Source organism: Bacillus cereus group sp. MYBK101-2 (assembly GCF_051918845.1).
Taxonomy (GTDB): domain Bacteria; phylum Bacillota; class Bacilli; order Bacillales; family Bacillaceae_G; genus Bacillus_A; species Bacillus_A paranthracis.
On the sequence record NZ_JBQAIE010000012.1, the window covers coordinates 26,891 to 42,568 of the forward strand.

The window sequence follows — 15,678 nt, forward strand, 5'->3', positions numbered from 1 at the left end:
AGAAAACGTAAAGAATTGTAGTGCTTTACGTTTTTTATGTTGATAAAATTGAAAATTCTGTATTTTTGTTAAAAAGAAGAAGGAACTACCATTATAAAATAGAATTAGTATAAAAATGTCACAATTTAGACACAATTATAATGCGCGTGTTATAGGGACTATAAGTTTACTCTCGAGGAGGTAATGAAACGTATGAAAACGATTCTTGCTGTCGCTGGTCTCATTTGGGTAATGTCTCACGGTTTTCCGATTTTTGAAGGGGAGCAAATTCGTAGTGCATTGGATAAAAAGTTTAATGATTATCATGTAATAGATCGAAAAGATAATGTCGTTACAGTACGTGTGAAAGATTGTTTCCATACAGTTACGGTTGCGGATGGAAATGTTAAAAATGAAACAAAGATGTGTGATAAAAAGTAAAAGAAAGAAGCTGACTATAGTCTATCGCTCTAAGTCAGCTTCTTTTTCGTTTCCCAATTAGAAGTTTTTCAAATGCCTCAACAAACACATACATAAGTGTTGCGAGGACGCATGTGAGTAGTACGCTTAGTAAGACAAGTGTGAAATTAAATACTTGGAATCCGTAGCTAATTAAGTAGCCAAGGCCTTGTTTAGAGACGAGAAGTTCGCCGAATATAACACCGACCCACGATAATCCAACGTTCACTTTTAACGTTGAAATAATGGCTGGGAAAGATGCAGGGAGAACGACTTGTTTATAACATTGCCATTTATTTGCGCCAAATGTGTCCATCACTTTTATATAGTTAGAATCGACTTCTTGAAATGCGCTGTAAATAACGAGAATGGTAATGATGATAGAAATGATTACTCCCATTGCAATTGACGAAGAAATATTTGGGCCGAAGATTACAATGATAATCGGACCAAGTGCCACTTTTGGCATGGCGTTTAGGACGACGAGATATGGATCGAGTACGCGGGCGAGAAGTGGTATCCACCAAAGGAAAGTAGCAATAATGGCCCCGAGCACTGTTCCAAGAATGAAGCCTACTCCCGTTTCAAGTAATGTCGTCCATATGTGGACCAAAAGCGAACCGTCAAGCCATTTACTAAGGAAGAGCTCCCAAATGCTTGAAGGAGAGCTAAAGAGTAAAGGGTCAATCCATTCCTTTTTGCTAGCTATCTCCCATAGTGCAAAGAAAAGAATGAGCAGTAAAAGCTGTAAAGACCGTGCTAACCATGCGCGCCTGCGTTCTTTTTTCCGAAACTGTTCATGTAGTTGCTTTATATTATCCAAGTCGCTCCAGCTCCTTCCATATATTTTGGAAGAGGGATGGGAAGTCATGGTGGTGGCGTGATTGTAACGGTGATAAGGAACGGATGCTTTCTGGGACGATAAATGTTTTTGCAATTTTTCCAGGGTTCGCTTGTAGTAAATAAATACGATCACTCATCGCAATGGCTTCTTCAATATCATGTGTCACGAGTAGTGACGTTTTCTTATATTTGCGTAATAAGCTGAAAACGAGATCTTCTAGTTTCAATTTCGTTTGATAATCGAGCGCCGAGAAGGGTTCATCTAGCAATAAAATTTTCGGATCGGTCGCTAACGTTCGAACGAGAGCGGCACGTTGACGCATACCACCGGATAGTTCACGAGGGTATTGCTGCTCTACATCATGTAGACCGACTTGCTTTAAAAGCTGTAAAGTATGTTCTTTCGTCTGTTCATCATAAATGTTTCGGATATGAAGTCCAAGCATAATATTTTCTTCAATTGTCTTCCAAGGGAACAAGTAGTCTTGCTGCAACATATATCCCATAGATGAAGTTTTCGTTGTAATGGGCTCACCATCTAAAAAGACGATACCTTCAATTGGATCAAGCAGCCCAGCAATAATGGAGAGGAGTGTCGTTTTGCCACAACCACTTGGACCGAGTATCGAAATGAATTCGCCTTCTTCCACTTGTAAACTCATATCTTCAAGAATCAATTTGGCATTCTCTTTTGCGAAAAAGCAGTGAGAAACGTTACGTATTTGTAAAAAACTCATACACTTCGCCTCTATTTCTTAATAACGCTTTCGGCAATTTTTGTATTGACGAGCGCTTCATGTGGAACTTCTTTTTGTAATTCGCCAGCGTCTTTCATAATCGTTTGGAGCTGTTTCCATTCTTCAGCATCTAATAGCGGATTTGTCGCATAAGAATGTTGCTTTTTATACCGTTCAATTACTTTTACTGTAATGTCTTTTGAAGTGTCTTTAAATAACGGAGAAACGGCATCAGCAATCTCTTCAGGGCTATGAGTATCAACCCATTGTTGTGCTTTATACAGCGCCCGTGTGAATTTTTCAGCAGCAGCTTTATCTTTCTTTAAGAAACTTTCCTTTGCCATGAACGATGTATATGGAACAGTACCAGATTCATTTCCGAACGAAGCGACGATATATCCTTTTCCTTCTTTTTCGAATATACTTGCAGTCGGTTCAAAAAGCTGTACAAATTCTCCCGTACCAGATGCGTAGGCATTTGCAATATTAGCAAATTCGATGTTTTGAATTAAGTTTGTATCTTTGTGAGGGTCAATGCCATTTTTCTTTAAAACGTATTCTCCAACCATTTGCGGCATACCGCCTTTACGCTGTCCTAAAAACGTAACACCTTTTACGTCATTCCAATTAAAAGAGTCTAATTTTTTACGCGAAACTAAAAATGTTCCATCTGTTTGTGTAAGTTGTGCGAAGTTAATGACGGGGTCTTTTGCGCCTTGTTGATGAACGTAAATGGACGTTTCAGAACCGACGAGAGCAATATCAATCCCGCCAGATAATAAGGCAGTCATCGTTTTATCTCCTCCAGCTGTTGTTTGGAGGTCAACATGTAATCCTTCCTCTTTAAAAAATCCTTTTTCAATCCCGACATATAACGGGGCATAGAAGAGAGAGTGGGTAACTTCGCCGACTCGAACATTTTGAGTTTGTTCTTTCGTATCTTCTTTTTTACTACTGCAAGCAACAAGTGTGAAGACAGCTAGTAACATGATACAAAAAACAGCTATTAATTTTTTCACTATATAACACCTCCTAGAAGTCACTCTACAAGCATGATATGTAGGTAAGTGCCCACATGTGAGTGTAGATAGCAGGAATTTTTTGGGGGATAAAGAAGTACAAATATAAGGGGTGATAAAATGGAGTACGAATATGATGATAGCGTACATTTACATCTGGATTATTTCGGAACAGAATGTGATATGGAATCGATTGCTTATAAGCGGAAGAATGAAGACGTGTGGGATGTATATTTTAATTTTGGAGCATATGGTCTTCAGAAAGATGGGATTGAGACGGGGAAATTTATGGACGAATATGCTGGTTATTACGTTTTTTCTGTACATGCTCGTGATCTTAGTTGGGAATTTGGAAGTGCTCAATTTGAAGAGTGGGTTTTGAAAAATCATATCGTAGAAAAATCGCTGCAAAAATAGGGAGGAATTTTGTGGTCGATTTTCTCATTTTCTTGTTCATTTTTGTAGTCGGATTTTTTATTATGCAAGTACTCGTTTACCGATTTGCAAAGAAAAACATCCAAAAATACACAAAAATAAAATGGCTTCATATGTGGCTAGAGATGAATATGAAAAAGGGTCCGAGATTAGATTTTTTTGATTTTGTAGTTATTGTACTCGTATGTATCGTATGGAAAATATGGCTGTTTCCTTTTATATAATACACATGCTAAGGATTTTTTCTTTTATCATAAAATAACGAAAAGAACCTGTCTTGTGGCAGGATTTTTTCGTTATAGCAATAGTTGTAAAAAACTTGCATTTATAAGTAAAATAGTGAGTAGTATTGTGAAAGATATTTTGACAAATATAGAAACACATACATACGGAATTAAAGTGTGATTACAGAATGGACAAATTGGCTGTTTGCAAAGTGTGGGGTAATAAGAAAGAGGTCGTCCACCGTTGGACGACCTCTTTCTTATTATGCTTGGTTCGTGCGGAAGAATGGAAGCTTCTGCACAATGTGAATTAATCCGTATGCAAGAATTAAGCACATAAGGGGATTAATGAAAAATCCATAGCGATTAATTGCTAAGAATAAGTTTGAGAAGATAATGTAAATAATAGAACTTGCTACTAGCATCATAACGCGTTTATGTTTAAATGAATTTAGCATGAAGCAGAAGCTGCTCAAGAATGTACCGATGATAAACACTCTATGACATAGTTGCATAAAGTTGTGAATACGGTATTGGTCTACAGCAGGAGCTGTTTTGAATAATTCAATTGTTTTACCGACAGTGAACCAAGAGAACCAATAAGTGAAGTCCGTCTTAAAGCCGTTCTTGATTAATTCTTTTGCGTATGCCCCTTTGTCATCTAGGCCTTTGGCTCTCATTTCATTTACTATATTTTCATATCCAATTTTATTAAATGGATCAGCACCGGCAATTAGTGGATCAGCACCTTGGGTTGAGAATAAAATAAATTGGTTGAGTGCTAAATAGTTACGAACAACCCATGCACCAATAATAAAGAAAGGTCCGATAAACCATAACAATCCGATTCGAATGGAGTCTTTAAATCCATATGTAAATAATACAACAAGAACAGGAATGAGCATCATTGGAGCTGGATTTGGACGGAACATAAGTAAAATTGAAACGACAATTCCAAACCATATATGGAATTTCACTTTATTGTATTTCCATGCGAGAACAAATACATATACACATAACGCTAATAAGAATATGGATGGAACTTCTGTTAGCAATGTACGGAAGTATGTATAGTTACTTGGATAAATAGCATATAAAATACTTGCAACAATTCCATAAATGTTTTTTTCGAACAATTCTTTTCCTATTAAGAATACTAATAGCACTGTGCATAGGTTCATAATCATGTTAATAACAGTTGCTACGTAATAGTAAGGAATTGATGTAATATCAGAAATAATCATAGCGCCAGCTAATAGTAATGGCTGACCTGGTGTGATATATGCATTTTTCCCTGGAACTTCACTAGGTTCTAAATACACATAACCAAATACACCATGTTTTAATAGTTGTTCAGCTGTTAACGAATAGTTAAAGGCATCATTTGCACCATATGTTACTTTGACTAACTCTCCATCTAATCCTGGCTGTTTTACTAAACAAAAAACGTGCAACAGGAAAGAAAGCGCCAAAATTGCATATACCGCTTTAGGCAAACTCTTAAACTTAGTAAGCAAAAATGAGCAACTCCTTTTTTATTAATTCTTTCGTATTTTCATGTGAAATCTTTAATAGTATTAAGGATTTCCAAAACATAGTTATTATATCATAAAGTGGAATGCTGAAATTAAGTTTTTCAAGAATGAGTAATTTGTATGGCATAATTTAAATGTTTATTAAGGGAATATTAAGACAATACATTTATGATAGAAGCAAGTATGCAGACGAAATATGTCATATATGTTATTTTAATAGAAATAGTTCTTTCGATGCGGGGGAAATTAAGACATAGAAACGAGGGAATGAATTGAAGTATGGTTCTACACTTTTTGATCTTCCAAAAAGAAATATATTAATTTCTAGCATTATAAGTAGTATGGTGACTTTATTAGTAATAACTATGCTGTTTATGCTTTTAAAGGTTTTTAATTTAGACATAATGAAAGCTCATTTAAATCAAAATCTTGTTTTAATTGTTATGATGATTTTCATATGGGGCATAACATTTTATATTTCACATTTTAATAAAAAAGAGATGTCTACACTTAGGGCATCCCTACGAGTGCATTTTGTATTATTTTTACTAGCTCATACAGTAGCGTTATTTTATATTGTCATGCAAGTTAATATGAGTTTTATAGAGGCAATGAATTGGATTTACTTGTATAACATGCAGTTTATATTAAGTTTTGTAGCAATTTATGCAATATACATTCTTGTTTATAATTTAATAGGCAAGGTTTTTCTAAGTATGATTTTAACGAGCTGTACGTTAGTCATTTTAGGTATTGTGAATTATTTAAAGCTTATTTTTAGAGGTGATCCGCTGTATCCTTCTGATTTCACACAAATTATGCATATGCAATCTGTTATACCGATGGTGATGGACTATTTTAGCTGGAGTTATATTTTTGTCATTATCTTAAGTATCGTGGCTTGTATTGTAGCAGGGATATATATGAGAAGGTATATTCAAAATGTAAAGACTCATCTAGGAATAAGAGCCTTATTAGTAGTAGGTTCTATTTTTGTTCTATATGCGTACGGTAATTTTGCGAACACATTTATGAATAAAGTATTTCAAAAATCAGGTGTAGATTTTGTTTTGTGGGATCAAAATGAGAACTATGCTTCAAATGGTTTTGTACTTGGGTTTATTAGCAATTTAGATACAACAGTTATGGAAAAACCAAAAAATTATTCTAAAGAAAATATGCTTCAAATAGCAAACGATATAAAAAAACAATATAGTGGAAATATAGGGAGCCAAAAGAAAAAAGAGAAACCGAATATTATTTTTGTAATGAGTGAATCGTTTTGGGATCCGACGAAAGCAACTAACCTTTCTTTTAGTGAAGATCCTGTACCAAATTTACATCATTATATAGAAAACTTTCCTGGTGGACAAACTATTTCTCCTACATTTGGGGGAAATACGGCGAACGTTGAATTTGAGGCATTAACGAGTTATTCAATGAGTTTGTTAAAGCCAGGTTCTATACCATATCAGCAGGTTATTACAAATAAGAAAGAAATTCCATCAATCCCTACGGCGTTGAAAAAAGAAGGGTATTACACAAGTGCAATTCATTCATTTGGTCGCACATTCTTTAAACGTGATGATGTATATAAGGTGTTAGGATTTGATAAATTTAATGCAGCTGATACGATGGAAAATGTAGATGTTGATGGAGATTATATTAGTGATTTAGCGATGAGTAAAGAGATAATTGCTGAGTTAGAGAAACAAAAACAACCTACATTTATTCATGCAGTTACGATGCAAAATCATTTTCCATTTACAGAGGGCCGATTTGGTGAAAACCTAATAGAAATTAGCGGGCTAGAAAATGAAGAATCAAAGGGAGAATTAGAAACGTATACAGAAGGGTTAAGACGTTCAGATGAGGCCCTTCAATATTTAATAGAGCAACTAGATAATTTAGATAGACCTACATTATTAGTATTCTTTGGAGATCATCTTCCATCATTAGGAACAAATAAATCTTTTTATAAAGAGAATGGGTATATAACGAATGAAAAAACACCGAGCGAACGTTTAGCGATGGCCCAAACGCCGCTATTAATGTACGCAAACTTTGATATGCCAAATGATAATTTAGGTGTAGTAAGTCCAATTTATTTTTCTAATCTTATTTTTGATTATGCAGGATTAAATAAATCTTTATTTTATCAATTTTTATCGGCATTTTACAAGGAAATACCGGTGCTTAGAGATGAATTAAAAATTGATAAAAATGGAGAAGTAATCAATGATTTAACAAAGAAACAAAAAGAAATGTTAGAGCAATATAAAATGCTCCAATATGATTTACTCGTCGGAAATCAATATAGTAAAGATATCCTCTTTAAGTAAAAGAAACAAAAAGAACTTGTATAACGATACAAGTTCTTTTTTATAGTATTTAACGGGGTAACCAGACAAGCTGGGTTTAGGGAGTATTACCTGTACATTTAGTATAAATGAAAATGTAATCGTTTTATCAGTTGATTTGTGAGAAATGTGTGAATTTTAACGTTTTTGAAAACTACGTTCCTATCGATACGATTTGGCATAGGTTTTTATGAATGCAAAAACTTTATAAGTTCTTCGTTTAATTCATCCGCTTGATCGATTGGGGAGCCGTGACCACTATTGGTGAGAGGATGTAACTGAGAATTTTTAATCCGCTTTTGCGTAAGTTCAGCGCTTTTGTATGGGATAAGTTGATCGTGAATACCGTGGAATATTTTTGTTGGCACGTTAATTTTACTTAAATCTTTCGTTACATCTTCATTTGCAGCTGCTTGCAATATTTTGATGAGGGCATAGGAAGCAGACTGCATACCGAGATAAGAAAACCATTCTAACGTAGCGGATCCTAAGTTTCTATTAAAAAATGATAAAGATACATCATTTAAAAATTTAGGGAGATTGGCATACATTTGATTAATGAGAGTATCTGCTTGTTCTTTTGGGGTGATTTTCCTCAAATGTTCGATTTATCTTTGTTTGTATAAGAAAATCATTTATTATAATAAATGGTATTCTTAGAGATATTATGTTGAAGGGGTGTTGAAGTGAAAGAAAGTTTTCTATCATATAAAGAAGAAGAAAGGAATGCCAAAATCTTTTTGTGGGTGCTATACGTCATTGTTGTTTCATACCAAATTTTCTATGCAATCGTATTAGAAAATAAATCACTAACGGATAAGGGACATAGCATACTATGGCAAGTTATTTGCGGAACTGCAATACTCGGTGTAAATGTATATTTAATAAAAAAAGAGAAAGTGAATTTTGTGAAATATGCATGTGTATTTGCATACATAGGAATAGAAATTGCTAACATATTTTCGTATATGCTTTATAATGAGGCGGCATTTGATGGGGGAAATATAATAGAAATTATTTTCATCTTCTTTGTACCTATATTTTTAAATAAAAAATATTTTGTGTTTTTACTTTCAACTATTGTAGGGAAATATGTAATTTACTTATTTGTATTAAAAGAAGTAAAAGGATTTATGTTCCTCATTATGTATACACTCGTATTAATAGCAGCATACATTATTTTAAATCGATTTATACAATACCTTTCAGCGGTAAAGGAAAGTATTAAGATTGCTAGTGAATCACAAAAATTAGCAGTAATCGGAAAGATGGCAGCGACAGTGGGACATGAAATTAAAAATCCACTTGCTTCATTGAAAGGGTTTACGCAATTACAACGAGAGAAGCATGAAGAGGACCCTATTTATAAACAGATGATTTTTGAAATAGAAAATATGAATAATATGATAAGTGAATTGATGGAAGTTGCTACATGTAAACCCTCTATTTATAAAAAACATAATATAGGTGAAATTGCATTACAAGCAGTAGCAATTCTTCGAGAAAAAATGAATGAATCTACTGTCCAGCTTATGTCTAATATCGAAGAAAAGATAATAGAAGTTGAATGTGATGAGCGAAAAATAAGAGGAGTCTTTCTATATGTCATAAAAAATGCTCTGGAGGCAATGGAGCAAGGTGGCACATTAGAGTTACGATTAGAAAATAAAGGACAAGATTATGTAATATTAAGTGTAATCGATAATGGTTACGGTATTAAGAAAGAAAATTTGGCTCGTGTTACAGAAGCTTTTTATACAACAAAACAGGATAAAATTGGTTTGGGACTTACGGTAGCAGATCGAATTGTCAACGAACACCTTGGTACGTTACATATTTCAAGTGAAAGAGATAAGGGAACGAGAATAGATATTATTCTTCCAAAAAAGTGTGGAAATAATGAAATACAAGTGGGAGAAAAGCTAGGAGTTACCATATGAATAAAGACGATATATTTAAAAATGAAGAAATGAAGGCGCTGAAAATATATTTAAGTTTATTTTTCATTATATTTTTTGTATACGATCTTGCCTACGAATTTGTTGTACCTTTAATAGGAGGAGAGCAAGAAGGAGTAGGACAATTTGAAGATGGTTTAGGTTTATGGCTTTATTTTCTGATGGTGGTTTTATTTTGCATTGGAATATACTTTATGAAATGGAAAAATCCATTTGCAGTAAAGTATATTATTCTAATTGGATATAATCTATTAGATTTTATCCATAATATTATGATTTACTACGGTAGTGATGCTGAGTTTGATGGTGGAAATATAGTAGAAGGATTTTTTATTTTATTTGCCCCACTTTTTGTGAATAAAAGATATTTTTGGTTAGTTCCGAGCATACTTGTTGGAAAATATGCTCTTATAGGAATCATGATTCACTCATCACTCGTTTTAATCCCGATGGCATTATATAGCGTATTTACTATCATATGTTGGATTATGTTTTTAAGGTTCCAATCTTACGTTCGTACGCTTGAGATGATGAATAAAGAAATACAACAAACAGAAAAGTTAGCAACTGTTGGGAAAATGGCTACGGTTATTGGTTCCAAAATTAAAAGACCTTTAGCTAATTTAGATAAATTTGTAAATAAGCAAGCGGTTAAATATCCAGAGGATAAAATATATAGTGATATTATGAAACAAGAAGTAGAACGAATTCATACAATCGCTACAGAACTTAGTGGATTTGAGAAATCTAAATCAATAGAATCAGAAGTTCATAATATAGAAGAAATTATCGCTTATGTTATTCGAGTTATGGGGAAGCCTGCTTTAAATCAAGGTGTGCACATACAAGGTATTTATAGTAAAGACATACCATCGATTACATGCGATGAAAAACGATTAAAACAAGTGTTTTTTAATTTAATTAAAAATGCGATTGAAGCAATGTCAGTTGGCGGAACGATTACGATTAAAGTGACTGTAGAAGATGCAATCGTTGTTCAAGTTAAGGATGAAGGTTGCGGCATTCCAAAAGACAAAATCCCGAAGCTAAATGAAGCCTTTTACACAACAAAAGAAACGGGAACAGGTTTAGGCTTAGTAGTTACAGAAAAAATTATTAAAGATCACAACGGTAAAATGAGTTTTGAAAGTGAAGTTGGGGTTGGAACGACGGTGAAGGTTGTATTGCCGATATCATGAAAAGTTATTTTAAAAAGGGAGATCACTTATTTGAGAGTGAACTCCCTTTTTTTGGAATAAAAATTCAAAATTGTTCACACTATTAGTGCAGTATATGGAAAATAAAATCCGAAATATAGTTATTTTGCAGTGAAAGTATATAATGAACTTGTCTGTTATTTGTTAACCCGAATCTCGGGTCTTTTTTGTGGAATAAATGGTTTTAAGTGTGAGTTTATAGATCAGTGATTAGGAAAATAGAATATACAGCACTCGCAGTAATTCCAGGGTTAATATAAAGGGATATAGCATCCCCTCTTGAAACGGGATTTCCAGTTGTAATGCTAGTCCAAGTTACAGTAGCGGGACCTACTGCCGGAGTAGGATTAAACACTTGAATTTGTCCCGATCCAGTATCCGTCGGTTTAATGGAAAATACTATAGTTCCGGTAATTTTGTCTGTGGTAGTTAAAGTAATAGTAGTTAGAATGTAACTGGAAGTAGGAGCGGTGAGGTTTGTAGGGACATTCCTGCAAATATTAATCGTATAAACAGCAGCAGGTAAGTTATTTACATTTATAGACGCAGCAAAGCCAACTATGCTACCGGTCCCAGCAGTGACATACGGAATAACATTGGAGTCAATTCCAGGAGATCCGGCTATACGTTGAAAACCAGCATTTGTTCCTTGAAACACAATACTTTTTGCTGAAGCACTACCAGCGGATCCAGTGGGTCCAGTACTTCCAGTGATGCCGGTAGGTCCAGTGATGCCGGTGGGTCCAGTGCTTCCGGTAGATCCGGTGATACCAGAAGGTCCAGTGCTTCCAGTAGATCCGGTGTTCCCAGTGGGTCCAGTGCTTCCAGTAGATCCAGTGCTTCCAGTAGATCCGGTGCTTCCAGTAGATCCGGTGTTCCCAGTGGGTCCAGTGCTTCCAGTAGATCCGGTGTTCCCAGTGGGTCCAGTGCTTCCAGTAGATCCGGTGTTCCCAGTGGGTCCAGTGCTTCCGGTAGATCCGGTGATGCCAGTGGGTCCGGTGATGCCAGTAGATCCAGTGATGCCAGTGGGTCCAGTGCTTCCAGGAGATCCGGTGCTTCCAGTAGATCCGGTGTTCCCAGAAGGTCCGGTGCTTCCAGTAGATCCGGTATTCCCAGTGGATCCAGTATTCCCGGTAGGTCCGGTGCTTCCAGTAGCCCCACTTTCTACTAAGACAATATAATCTGGAGATACATTAGGAAATCCTTGAGGTGCATCCTTTTTTACAACATAGCCGCTGCTCGTATAAGTAACAACTTGTCCGGCTTTATAGTTTGGAGCGGCTGCAAGACTAAAGGCGGTAGTACTTTGTAAACCAGCTCCTGTACCCCCAGTAGCGCCGGTAGCTCCAGTGGGTCCGGTGATGCCGGTGGGTCCGGTGATGCCGGTGGGTCCGGTGATGCCGGTAGGTCCAGTGATGCCAGTGGATCCGGTGATGCCAGAAGGTCCAGTGATGCCGGTAGGTCCGGTGATGCCGGTAGGTCCGGTGATGCCAGTGGGTCCAGTATTCCCGTTAGAACCACTGGGGCGTCTGCCATCGCAACTAAAACAATTACGTGGGTACATGTATGTTCTCCTTTCTATATTTTGAAAATCTAGTTTTTAAAATAGAACTACTATATGTATATTAGGAATTCTATATTTTTGTGTGGTTGATTGTATTGTGTGTCTAGATTTTAACAGTAGGGTGAAAGTGTATTATATATCGAATTTTTTTCTATTTTAAGTTTAGTAAAAAGAGATAGCTAAATTAGCTATCTCTTTAAAAATTTATAACCACCATTTTTCCTGTGGAACCAAAGTAACATCCACTTCAAAATTCTCTTTAAACCAATCATACATCAATGTTTCTTTCACTTACTACATACATTGTATATTGTTCATAATTTTCTGTATATATTTTTAAAGAAAAATGGTGGTACAATATATGAAGGATACGAGAGAGGATGAACATTAACATATGTACGTTACTGTAACAGAAGCAGCATATAAAAAAATTATGGATACGATTCCAAATGAAGCGAAATATATAAAGTTATTTTACGATAATGAAGGTTGCGGTTGTGTAATGAGCGGAATTATCGATTTAGTAGCTGTAGCAGAAAAAGATGAGCGCGATGTGGATATCGAATCTAGCACAATGAATTTTATCGCAGATCGCACAAAGCTTGTATTTATGGATGATAAGTTAACAGTTGATTGGCATGAAGGTGGAGGGACGTTTCAGCTGAAGAGCCCGAGCCAGTTTTATAATCCAAATATGAAGTTACACGTTCGAGTGTAGTAAAAAAAGGTGGTTCCAAAACGTATTTTGGAACCACCTTTTTTATTGTATAAGTCGCTATTATTGTCGTTTTTTGTTGATAAGTCGATATATTTAAAAAATCGCTGATATAATTCGAGTTGCGCCGATATATTTTGAAAATCGCTGATATAATTCGAGTTGCGCTGATATATTCAGAAAATCGCTGATATAATTTCATGCACCAAAACGTTTCATACAATACAAAGATTTTTTCACATAATGAAATGTACATATGATTGAATTTTCTGTATAATTGTTTTTGCGGAGGGGATACGCATGAGAAGATGGGGAATTGAGTTATTAATTTTAGCAGTCGTTATTATTTGGGGGATTAATTTTACGATTGCGAAATATGGACTTTTAGAATTTACAGCAATTGAGTTTACTGCACTTCGGATGATATCGGCGGCACCGCTTATGTTACTCCTTACATTTTTTATTGAGAAGTCGGTTTATATGGAGAGAAAAGATATACCTAGATTAATTATCGTTAGCGTTGTAGGTATTGTACTGTATCAAACGTTATTTATGGAAACTGTTAAATATACATCCGCTACCAATGCCTCTTTACTCATTTCTATTTCACCTATTTTTACAACTGTATTTGCGATTTTCTTGAAACAAGAAAAGTTTTCTTCTCGAAAGCTTATCGGTTCTATCGTTGCTTTTTGTGGTGCAGCATTAGTTTTAGCAGCGGGACATTCACTTGTTAGTTCCTTTTATGGAAATGGGATTGGACTCATTACATCAATATGTTGGGGGCTTTATCCTGTTTTAGCAAGTCCATTAATTAAAAAATATTCAGCGCTACGTGTTACCGCATGGTCAGCACTAGTTGGCGCTATTCCACTCTTGCTTTTAAGTGGACCATACGTATTTATAATGCCATTTCACATTACACATGGAATAACACTATTCGCTTTACTATATTCTATTTTCTTTGTAACAGTATTTGGTTTAGTGATGTGGTATGTTGGTGTACAAAAAATTGGAGCGTCACATACGATGGTATATATGTATATAACGCCACTTGTAGCTGTTTTATTTGCAGCTGTATGGGCAAATGAATATGTATCGTTTCAACAAATAATCGGTGGAATTATTATTTTCTTCGGTTTATGGTTTGTGAAATCGGAGAAAGTAAAAGTGCATTCTACTGCAGGGGAACCTATATCAAAATAGGAAAACAGATCACCTATGATCTGCTTTCCTATTTTTTTATTTTTGGTAAGAAGATGAGAAATAAGATAGCAGTAATAAGAGGAATTAAGTTTAAAAATGGAATACGGAAGAGTGTGATAAGAATAATACCCGGAAGAAGGACACCGAGGACAGCGTAGAAAATACTATGGTTTTTCGTGTACCAATACAATGAAAGTCCAATAAGTGCAGGGATAATGAGGTGAATGAGAGCCATTAAAAAATAAATCATTAGACGCCCCCTTTATTTGTGTACTTATTACATCATATCCGTATGTTCATAGATTGATATCAATTTTTTCATAAATGGACGAAAAATGTTTGAAAAAACGTCACAAATTATGAAAATATGATGTTTAAAATCTTGTATAATATTATTTTCTAAAAACATTTAAACAACATAAACATACCGTTTATGTTGTTTTTTATTTGAGTGAAATGGGTTTAAGTAGTATGAACTTGAAAGAAGTCTTTTGTTGGATAGATAAAAATTACTGAAGAAGAGGAGAACAGCATGATTAGTATGTCGTTAAGGTCGTTTAAAATTCAATCGTATTATATACTAGGTTTTCTTTTGCTAGGCTGGATGGTAACACCGTTTTCAGCACATTTTTTAGGTGCAGGAATTGGACTTATTGTAAGTATGTATTGCGTGTGGCTTTTAGGGAGACGAATTGAGAAGCTTGGAGATAGTATCGTAAAGAAAACGAAAGCACCGACGCTCGGTATGTTTAATCGTTTTGCGGCTGCTATTTTGGGCGCTATTATTATGTACGAAATTGAGCACCATATGGTTATGTGGGCATTTGCAGTAGGGATTATGGGCGGTTATTTTTTAATCGTCGTTAACTTAGGTTATTATAGTATGAAAGATGAAAAGGAACTAACCAAAAGATAAAAAGCCTCTTTTTAGATGGAATAGAGGATCTAGCGAGGGATATATCCGTAAGTTATATGTGTAAAAATGAATTTACCCTGGAATAAGGGATCCGGCGATGAATAGTACAATAGGAAGCGAAACTTTTCATAAAATACAGGTTTCTGCTTCCAATAAGTTAACATAAAATCACGTAATAGTATGACTTTTATGTTCTTTAAAAAAGTTGGATATAATACAAAAAACTATTCCGGTAATTAGAATAATATATTTTATCGTTTCACTTGTATGCTCAAATAAATTAACGTTAAGCATTACAAGTCCCCAAAACATTTGGAACGCTCCGTAACTGAATAAAATTTTTCCTGTACGAGAAAAATTTTTCATAGGTTTCACCCCTTCCTATATATGTAAATTATATCATAAAAAACTAAAAATAAATAAATATAAAGTGAAATTTCTGTAAATTAACAAACTAAGTCACAGATGAAGAGAGTAACGTTTCACTTTATATAAGATATAGAAAGAAGCT

Annotated in this window: 16 protein-coding genes and 2 pseudogenes; 10 read left to right on the top strand and 8 right to left on the bottom strand. The window is 34.9% G+C overall.

Annotation, left to right across the window (positions count from 1 at the left end; genetic code table 11):
* Nucleotides 1–192 precede the first annotated feature (192 nt).
* Nucleotides 193–420, top strand: coding sequence for a hypothetical protein (locus ACTFSI_RS20545; protein ID WP_000849109.1), 228 nt, complete (start codon nt 193–195; stop codon nt 418–420).
* 34 nt (nt 421–454) lie between these two features.
* On the opposite strand, the gene ACTFSI_RS20550 is transcribed toward ACTFSI_RS20545, so the two are convergent.
* The 3 genes from ACTFSI_RS20550 to ACTFSI_RS20560 are packed head-to-tail and all read right to left on the bottom strand — an operon-like array spanning nt 455 to nt 3,037.
* Nucleotides 455–1,261, bottom strand: a complete 807-nt coding sequence (locus ACTFSI_RS20550; RefSeq protein WP_138320902.1) for an ABC transporter permease — start codon at nt 1,259–1,261, stop codon at nt 455–457.
* Nucleotides 1,254–2,018, bottom strand: coding sequence for an ABC transporter ATP-binding protein (locus ACTFSI_RS20555; protein ID WP_044793592.1), 765 nt, complete (start codon nt 2,016–2,018; stop codon nt 1,254–1,256). The genes ACTFSI_RS20550 and ACTFSI_RS20555 overlap by 8 nt, the downstream gene beginning before the upstream one ends.
* 11 nt (nt 2,019–2,029) lie before the next feature.
* Nucleotides 2,030–3,037: an ABC transporter substrate-binding protein gene (locus ACTFSI_RS20560; RefSeq protein WP_000733215.1), complete on the bottom strand. Its 1,008-nt coding sequence runs from the start codon at nt 3,035–3,037 to the stop codon at nt 2,030–2,032.
* A 120-nt stretch (nt 3,038–3,157) separates the two neighbouring features.
* Between ACTFSI_RS20560 and ACTFSI_RS20565 the strand changes: the two genes are divergently transcribed.
* The 3 genes and pseudogenes from ACTFSI_RS20565 to ACTFSI_RS20575 all read left to right on the top strand — a co-directional run.
* Nucleotides 3,158–3,454: a DUF3986 family protein gene (locus ACTFSI_RS20565; RefSeq protein ID WP_000455572.1), complete on the top strand. Its 297-nt coding sequence runs from the start codon at nt 3,158–3,160 to the stop codon at nt 3,452–3,454.
* An 11-nt stretch (nt 3,455–3,465) separates the two neighbouring features.
* Nucleotides 3,466–3,696, top strand: a complete 231-nt coding sequence (locus ACTFSI_RS20570; protein ID WP_000227435.1) for a hypothetical protein — start codon at nt 3,466–3,468, stop codon at nt 3,694–3,696.
* A gap of 106 nt (nt 3,697–3,802) precedes the next feature.
* A pseudogene (locus ACTFSI_RS20575) lies at nt 3,803–3,877 on the top strand (DUF2196 domain-containing protein); the annotation flags it as partial.
* Between the two features lie 82 nt (nt 3,878–3,959).
* On the opposite strand, the gene ACTFSI_RS20580 reads toward ACTFSI_RS20575, so the two are convergent.
* The gene (locus ACTFSI_RS20580) at nt 3,960–5,213 is read right to left on the bottom strand and encodes a glycosyltransferase family 39 protein (protein ID WP_000956217.1); all 1,254 of its coding nucleotides are present in this window, start codon (nt 5,211–5,213) and stop codon (nt 3,960–3,962) included.
* 290 nt (nt 5,214–5,503) lie between these two features.
* Between ACTFSI_RS20580 and ACTFSI_RS20585 the strand changes: the two genes are divergently transcribed.
* On the top strand, nt 5,504–7,573 hold the full coding sequence (locus ACTFSI_RS20585) for an LTA synthase family protein (protein WP_138320904.1): 2,070 nt from the start codon (nt 5,504–5,506) through the stop codon (nt 7,571–7,573).
* Between the two features lie 206 nt (nt 7,574–7,779).
* Here the strand turns inward: ACTFSI_RS20585 and ACTFSI_RS20590 are convergent.
* Nucleotides 7,780–8,175 (bottom strand): annotated as a pseudogene (locus ACTFSI_RS20590) (alpha/beta fold hydrolase); the annotation flags it as partial.
* A 102-nt stretch (nt 8,176–8,277) separates the two neighbouring features.
* On the opposite strand from ACTFSI_RS20590, the gene ACTFSI_RS20595 reads away from it, so the two are divergent.
* Nucleotides 8,278–9,531, top strand: a complete 1,254-nt coding sequence (locus tag ACTFSI_RS20595; protein ID WP_070807021.1) for an ATP-binding protein — start codon at nt 8,278–8,280, stop codon at nt 9,529–9,531.
* The gene (locus ACTFSI_RS20600; protein WP_138320906.1) at nt 9,528–10,748 is read left to right on the top strand and encodes an ATP-binding protein; all 1,221 of its coding nucleotides are present in this window, start codon (nt 9,528–9,530) and stop codon (nt 10,746–10,748) included. Before ACTFSI_RS20595 ends, ACTFSI_RS20600 begins: the two co-directional genes overlap by 4 nt.
* Before the next feature lie 214 nt (nt 10,749–10,962).
* On the opposite strand, the gene ACTFSI_RS20605 is transcribed toward ACTFSI_RS20600, so the two are convergent.
* Nucleotides 10,963–12,330 (bottom strand): collagen-like protein, encoded by a 1,368-nt coding sequence (locus ACTFSI_RS20605; protein ID WP_440045606.1) that lies wholly within the window; start codon nt 12,328–12,330, stop codon nt 10,963–10,965.
* 394 nt (nt 12,331–12,724) lie between these two features.
* On the opposite strand from ACTFSI_RS20605, the gene ACTFSI_RS20610 reads away from it, so the two are divergent.
* Together ACTFSI_RS20610 and ACTFSI_RS20615 are read left to right on the top strand one after the other, a co-directional pair.
* Nucleotides 12,725–13,048 carry an iron-sulfur cluster biosynthesis family protein gene (locus tag ACTFSI_RS20610; RefSeq protein ID WP_000289565.1) on the top strand — a complete coding sequence of 108 codons (324 nt, stop codon included), beginning with the start codon at nt 12,725–12,727 and terminating at the stop codon, nt 13,046–13,048.
* Between the two features lie 297 nt (nt 13,049–13,345).
* Nucleotides 13,346–14,251, top strand: a complete 906-nt coding sequence (locus tag ACTFSI_RS20615) for a DMT family transporter (RefSeq protein WP_138320909.1) — start codon at nt 13,346–13,348, stop codon at nt 14,249–14,251.
* Between the two features lie 28 nt (nt 14,252–14,279).
* Here the strand turns inward: ACTFSI_RS20615 and ACTFSI_RS20620 are convergent, their stop codons facing one another.
* The gene (locus ACTFSI_RS20620) at nt 14,280–14,501 is read right to left on the bottom strand and encodes a hypothetical protein (protein WP_000639042.1); all 222 of its coding nucleotides are present in this window, start codon (nt 14,499–14,501) and stop codon (nt 14,280–14,282) included.
* Between the two features lie 282 nt (nt 14,502–14,783).
* Here ACTFSI_RS20620 and ACTFSI_RS20625 point away from each other — a divergent pair, with 282 nt between their 5' ends.
* On the top strand, nt 14,784–15,167 hold the full coding sequence (locus ACTFSI_RS20625; protein ID WP_000624920.1) for an ATP synthase subunit I: 384 nt from the start codon (nt 14,784–14,786) through the stop codon (nt 15,165–15,167).
* A 168-nt stretch (nt 15,168–15,335) separates the two neighbouring features.
* Here ACTFSI_RS20625 and ACTFSI_RS20630 read toward each other — a convergent pair whose 3' ends face one another.
* A complete protein-coding gene (locus ACTFSI_RS20630; protein ID WP_138320911.1) occupies nt 15,336–15,533 on the bottom strand; it encodes a hypothetical protein in 198 nt (65 codons plus the stop codon).
* Nucleotides 15,534–15,678: the final 145 nt, after the last annotated feature.

Bases quoted from the DNA above. Each gene is read 5' to 3' on its own strand.
- ACTFSI_RS20545 (WP_000849109.1), top strand. From the start codon at position 193: ATGAAAACGATTCTTGCTGTCGCTGGTCTCATTTGGGTAATGTCTCAC.
- ACTFSI_RS20555 (WP_044793592.1), bottom strand. From the start codon at position 2,018: ATGAGTTTTTTACAAATACGTAACGTTTCTCACTGCTTTTTCGCAAAA.
- ACTFSI_RS20565 (WP_000455572.1), top strand. From the start codon at position 3,158: ATGGAGTACGAATATGATGATAGCGTACATTTACATCTGGATTATTTC.
- ACTFSI_RS20600 (WP_138320906.1), top strand. From the start codon at position 9,528: ATGAATAAAGACGATATATTTAAAAATGAAGAAATGAAGGCGCTGAAA.
- ACTFSI_RS20605 (WP_440045606.1), bottom strand. From the start codon at position 12,330: ATGTACCCACGTAATTGTTTTAGTTGCGATGGCAGACGCCCCAGTGGT.
- ACTFSI_RS20610 (WP_000289565.1), top strand. From the start codon at position 12,725: ATGTACGTTACTGTAACAGAAGCAGCATATAAAAAAATTATGGATACG.
- ACTFSI_RS20615 (WP_138320909.1), top strand. From the start codon at position 13,346: ATGAGAAGATGGGGAATTGAGTTATTAATTTTAGCAGTCGTTATTATT.
- ACTFSI_RS20620 (WP_000639042.1), bottom strand. From the start codon at position 14,501: ATGATTTATTTTTTAATGGCTCTCATTCACCTCATTATCCCTGCACTT.
- ACTFSI_RS20625 (WP_000624920.1), top strand. From the start codon at position 14,784: ATGATTAGTATGTCGTTAAGGTCGTTTAAAATTCAATCGTATTATATA.
- ACTFSI_RS20630 (WP_138320911.1), bottom strand. From the start codon at position 15,533: ATGAAAAATTTTTCTCGTACAGGAAAAATTTTATTCAGTTACGGAGCG.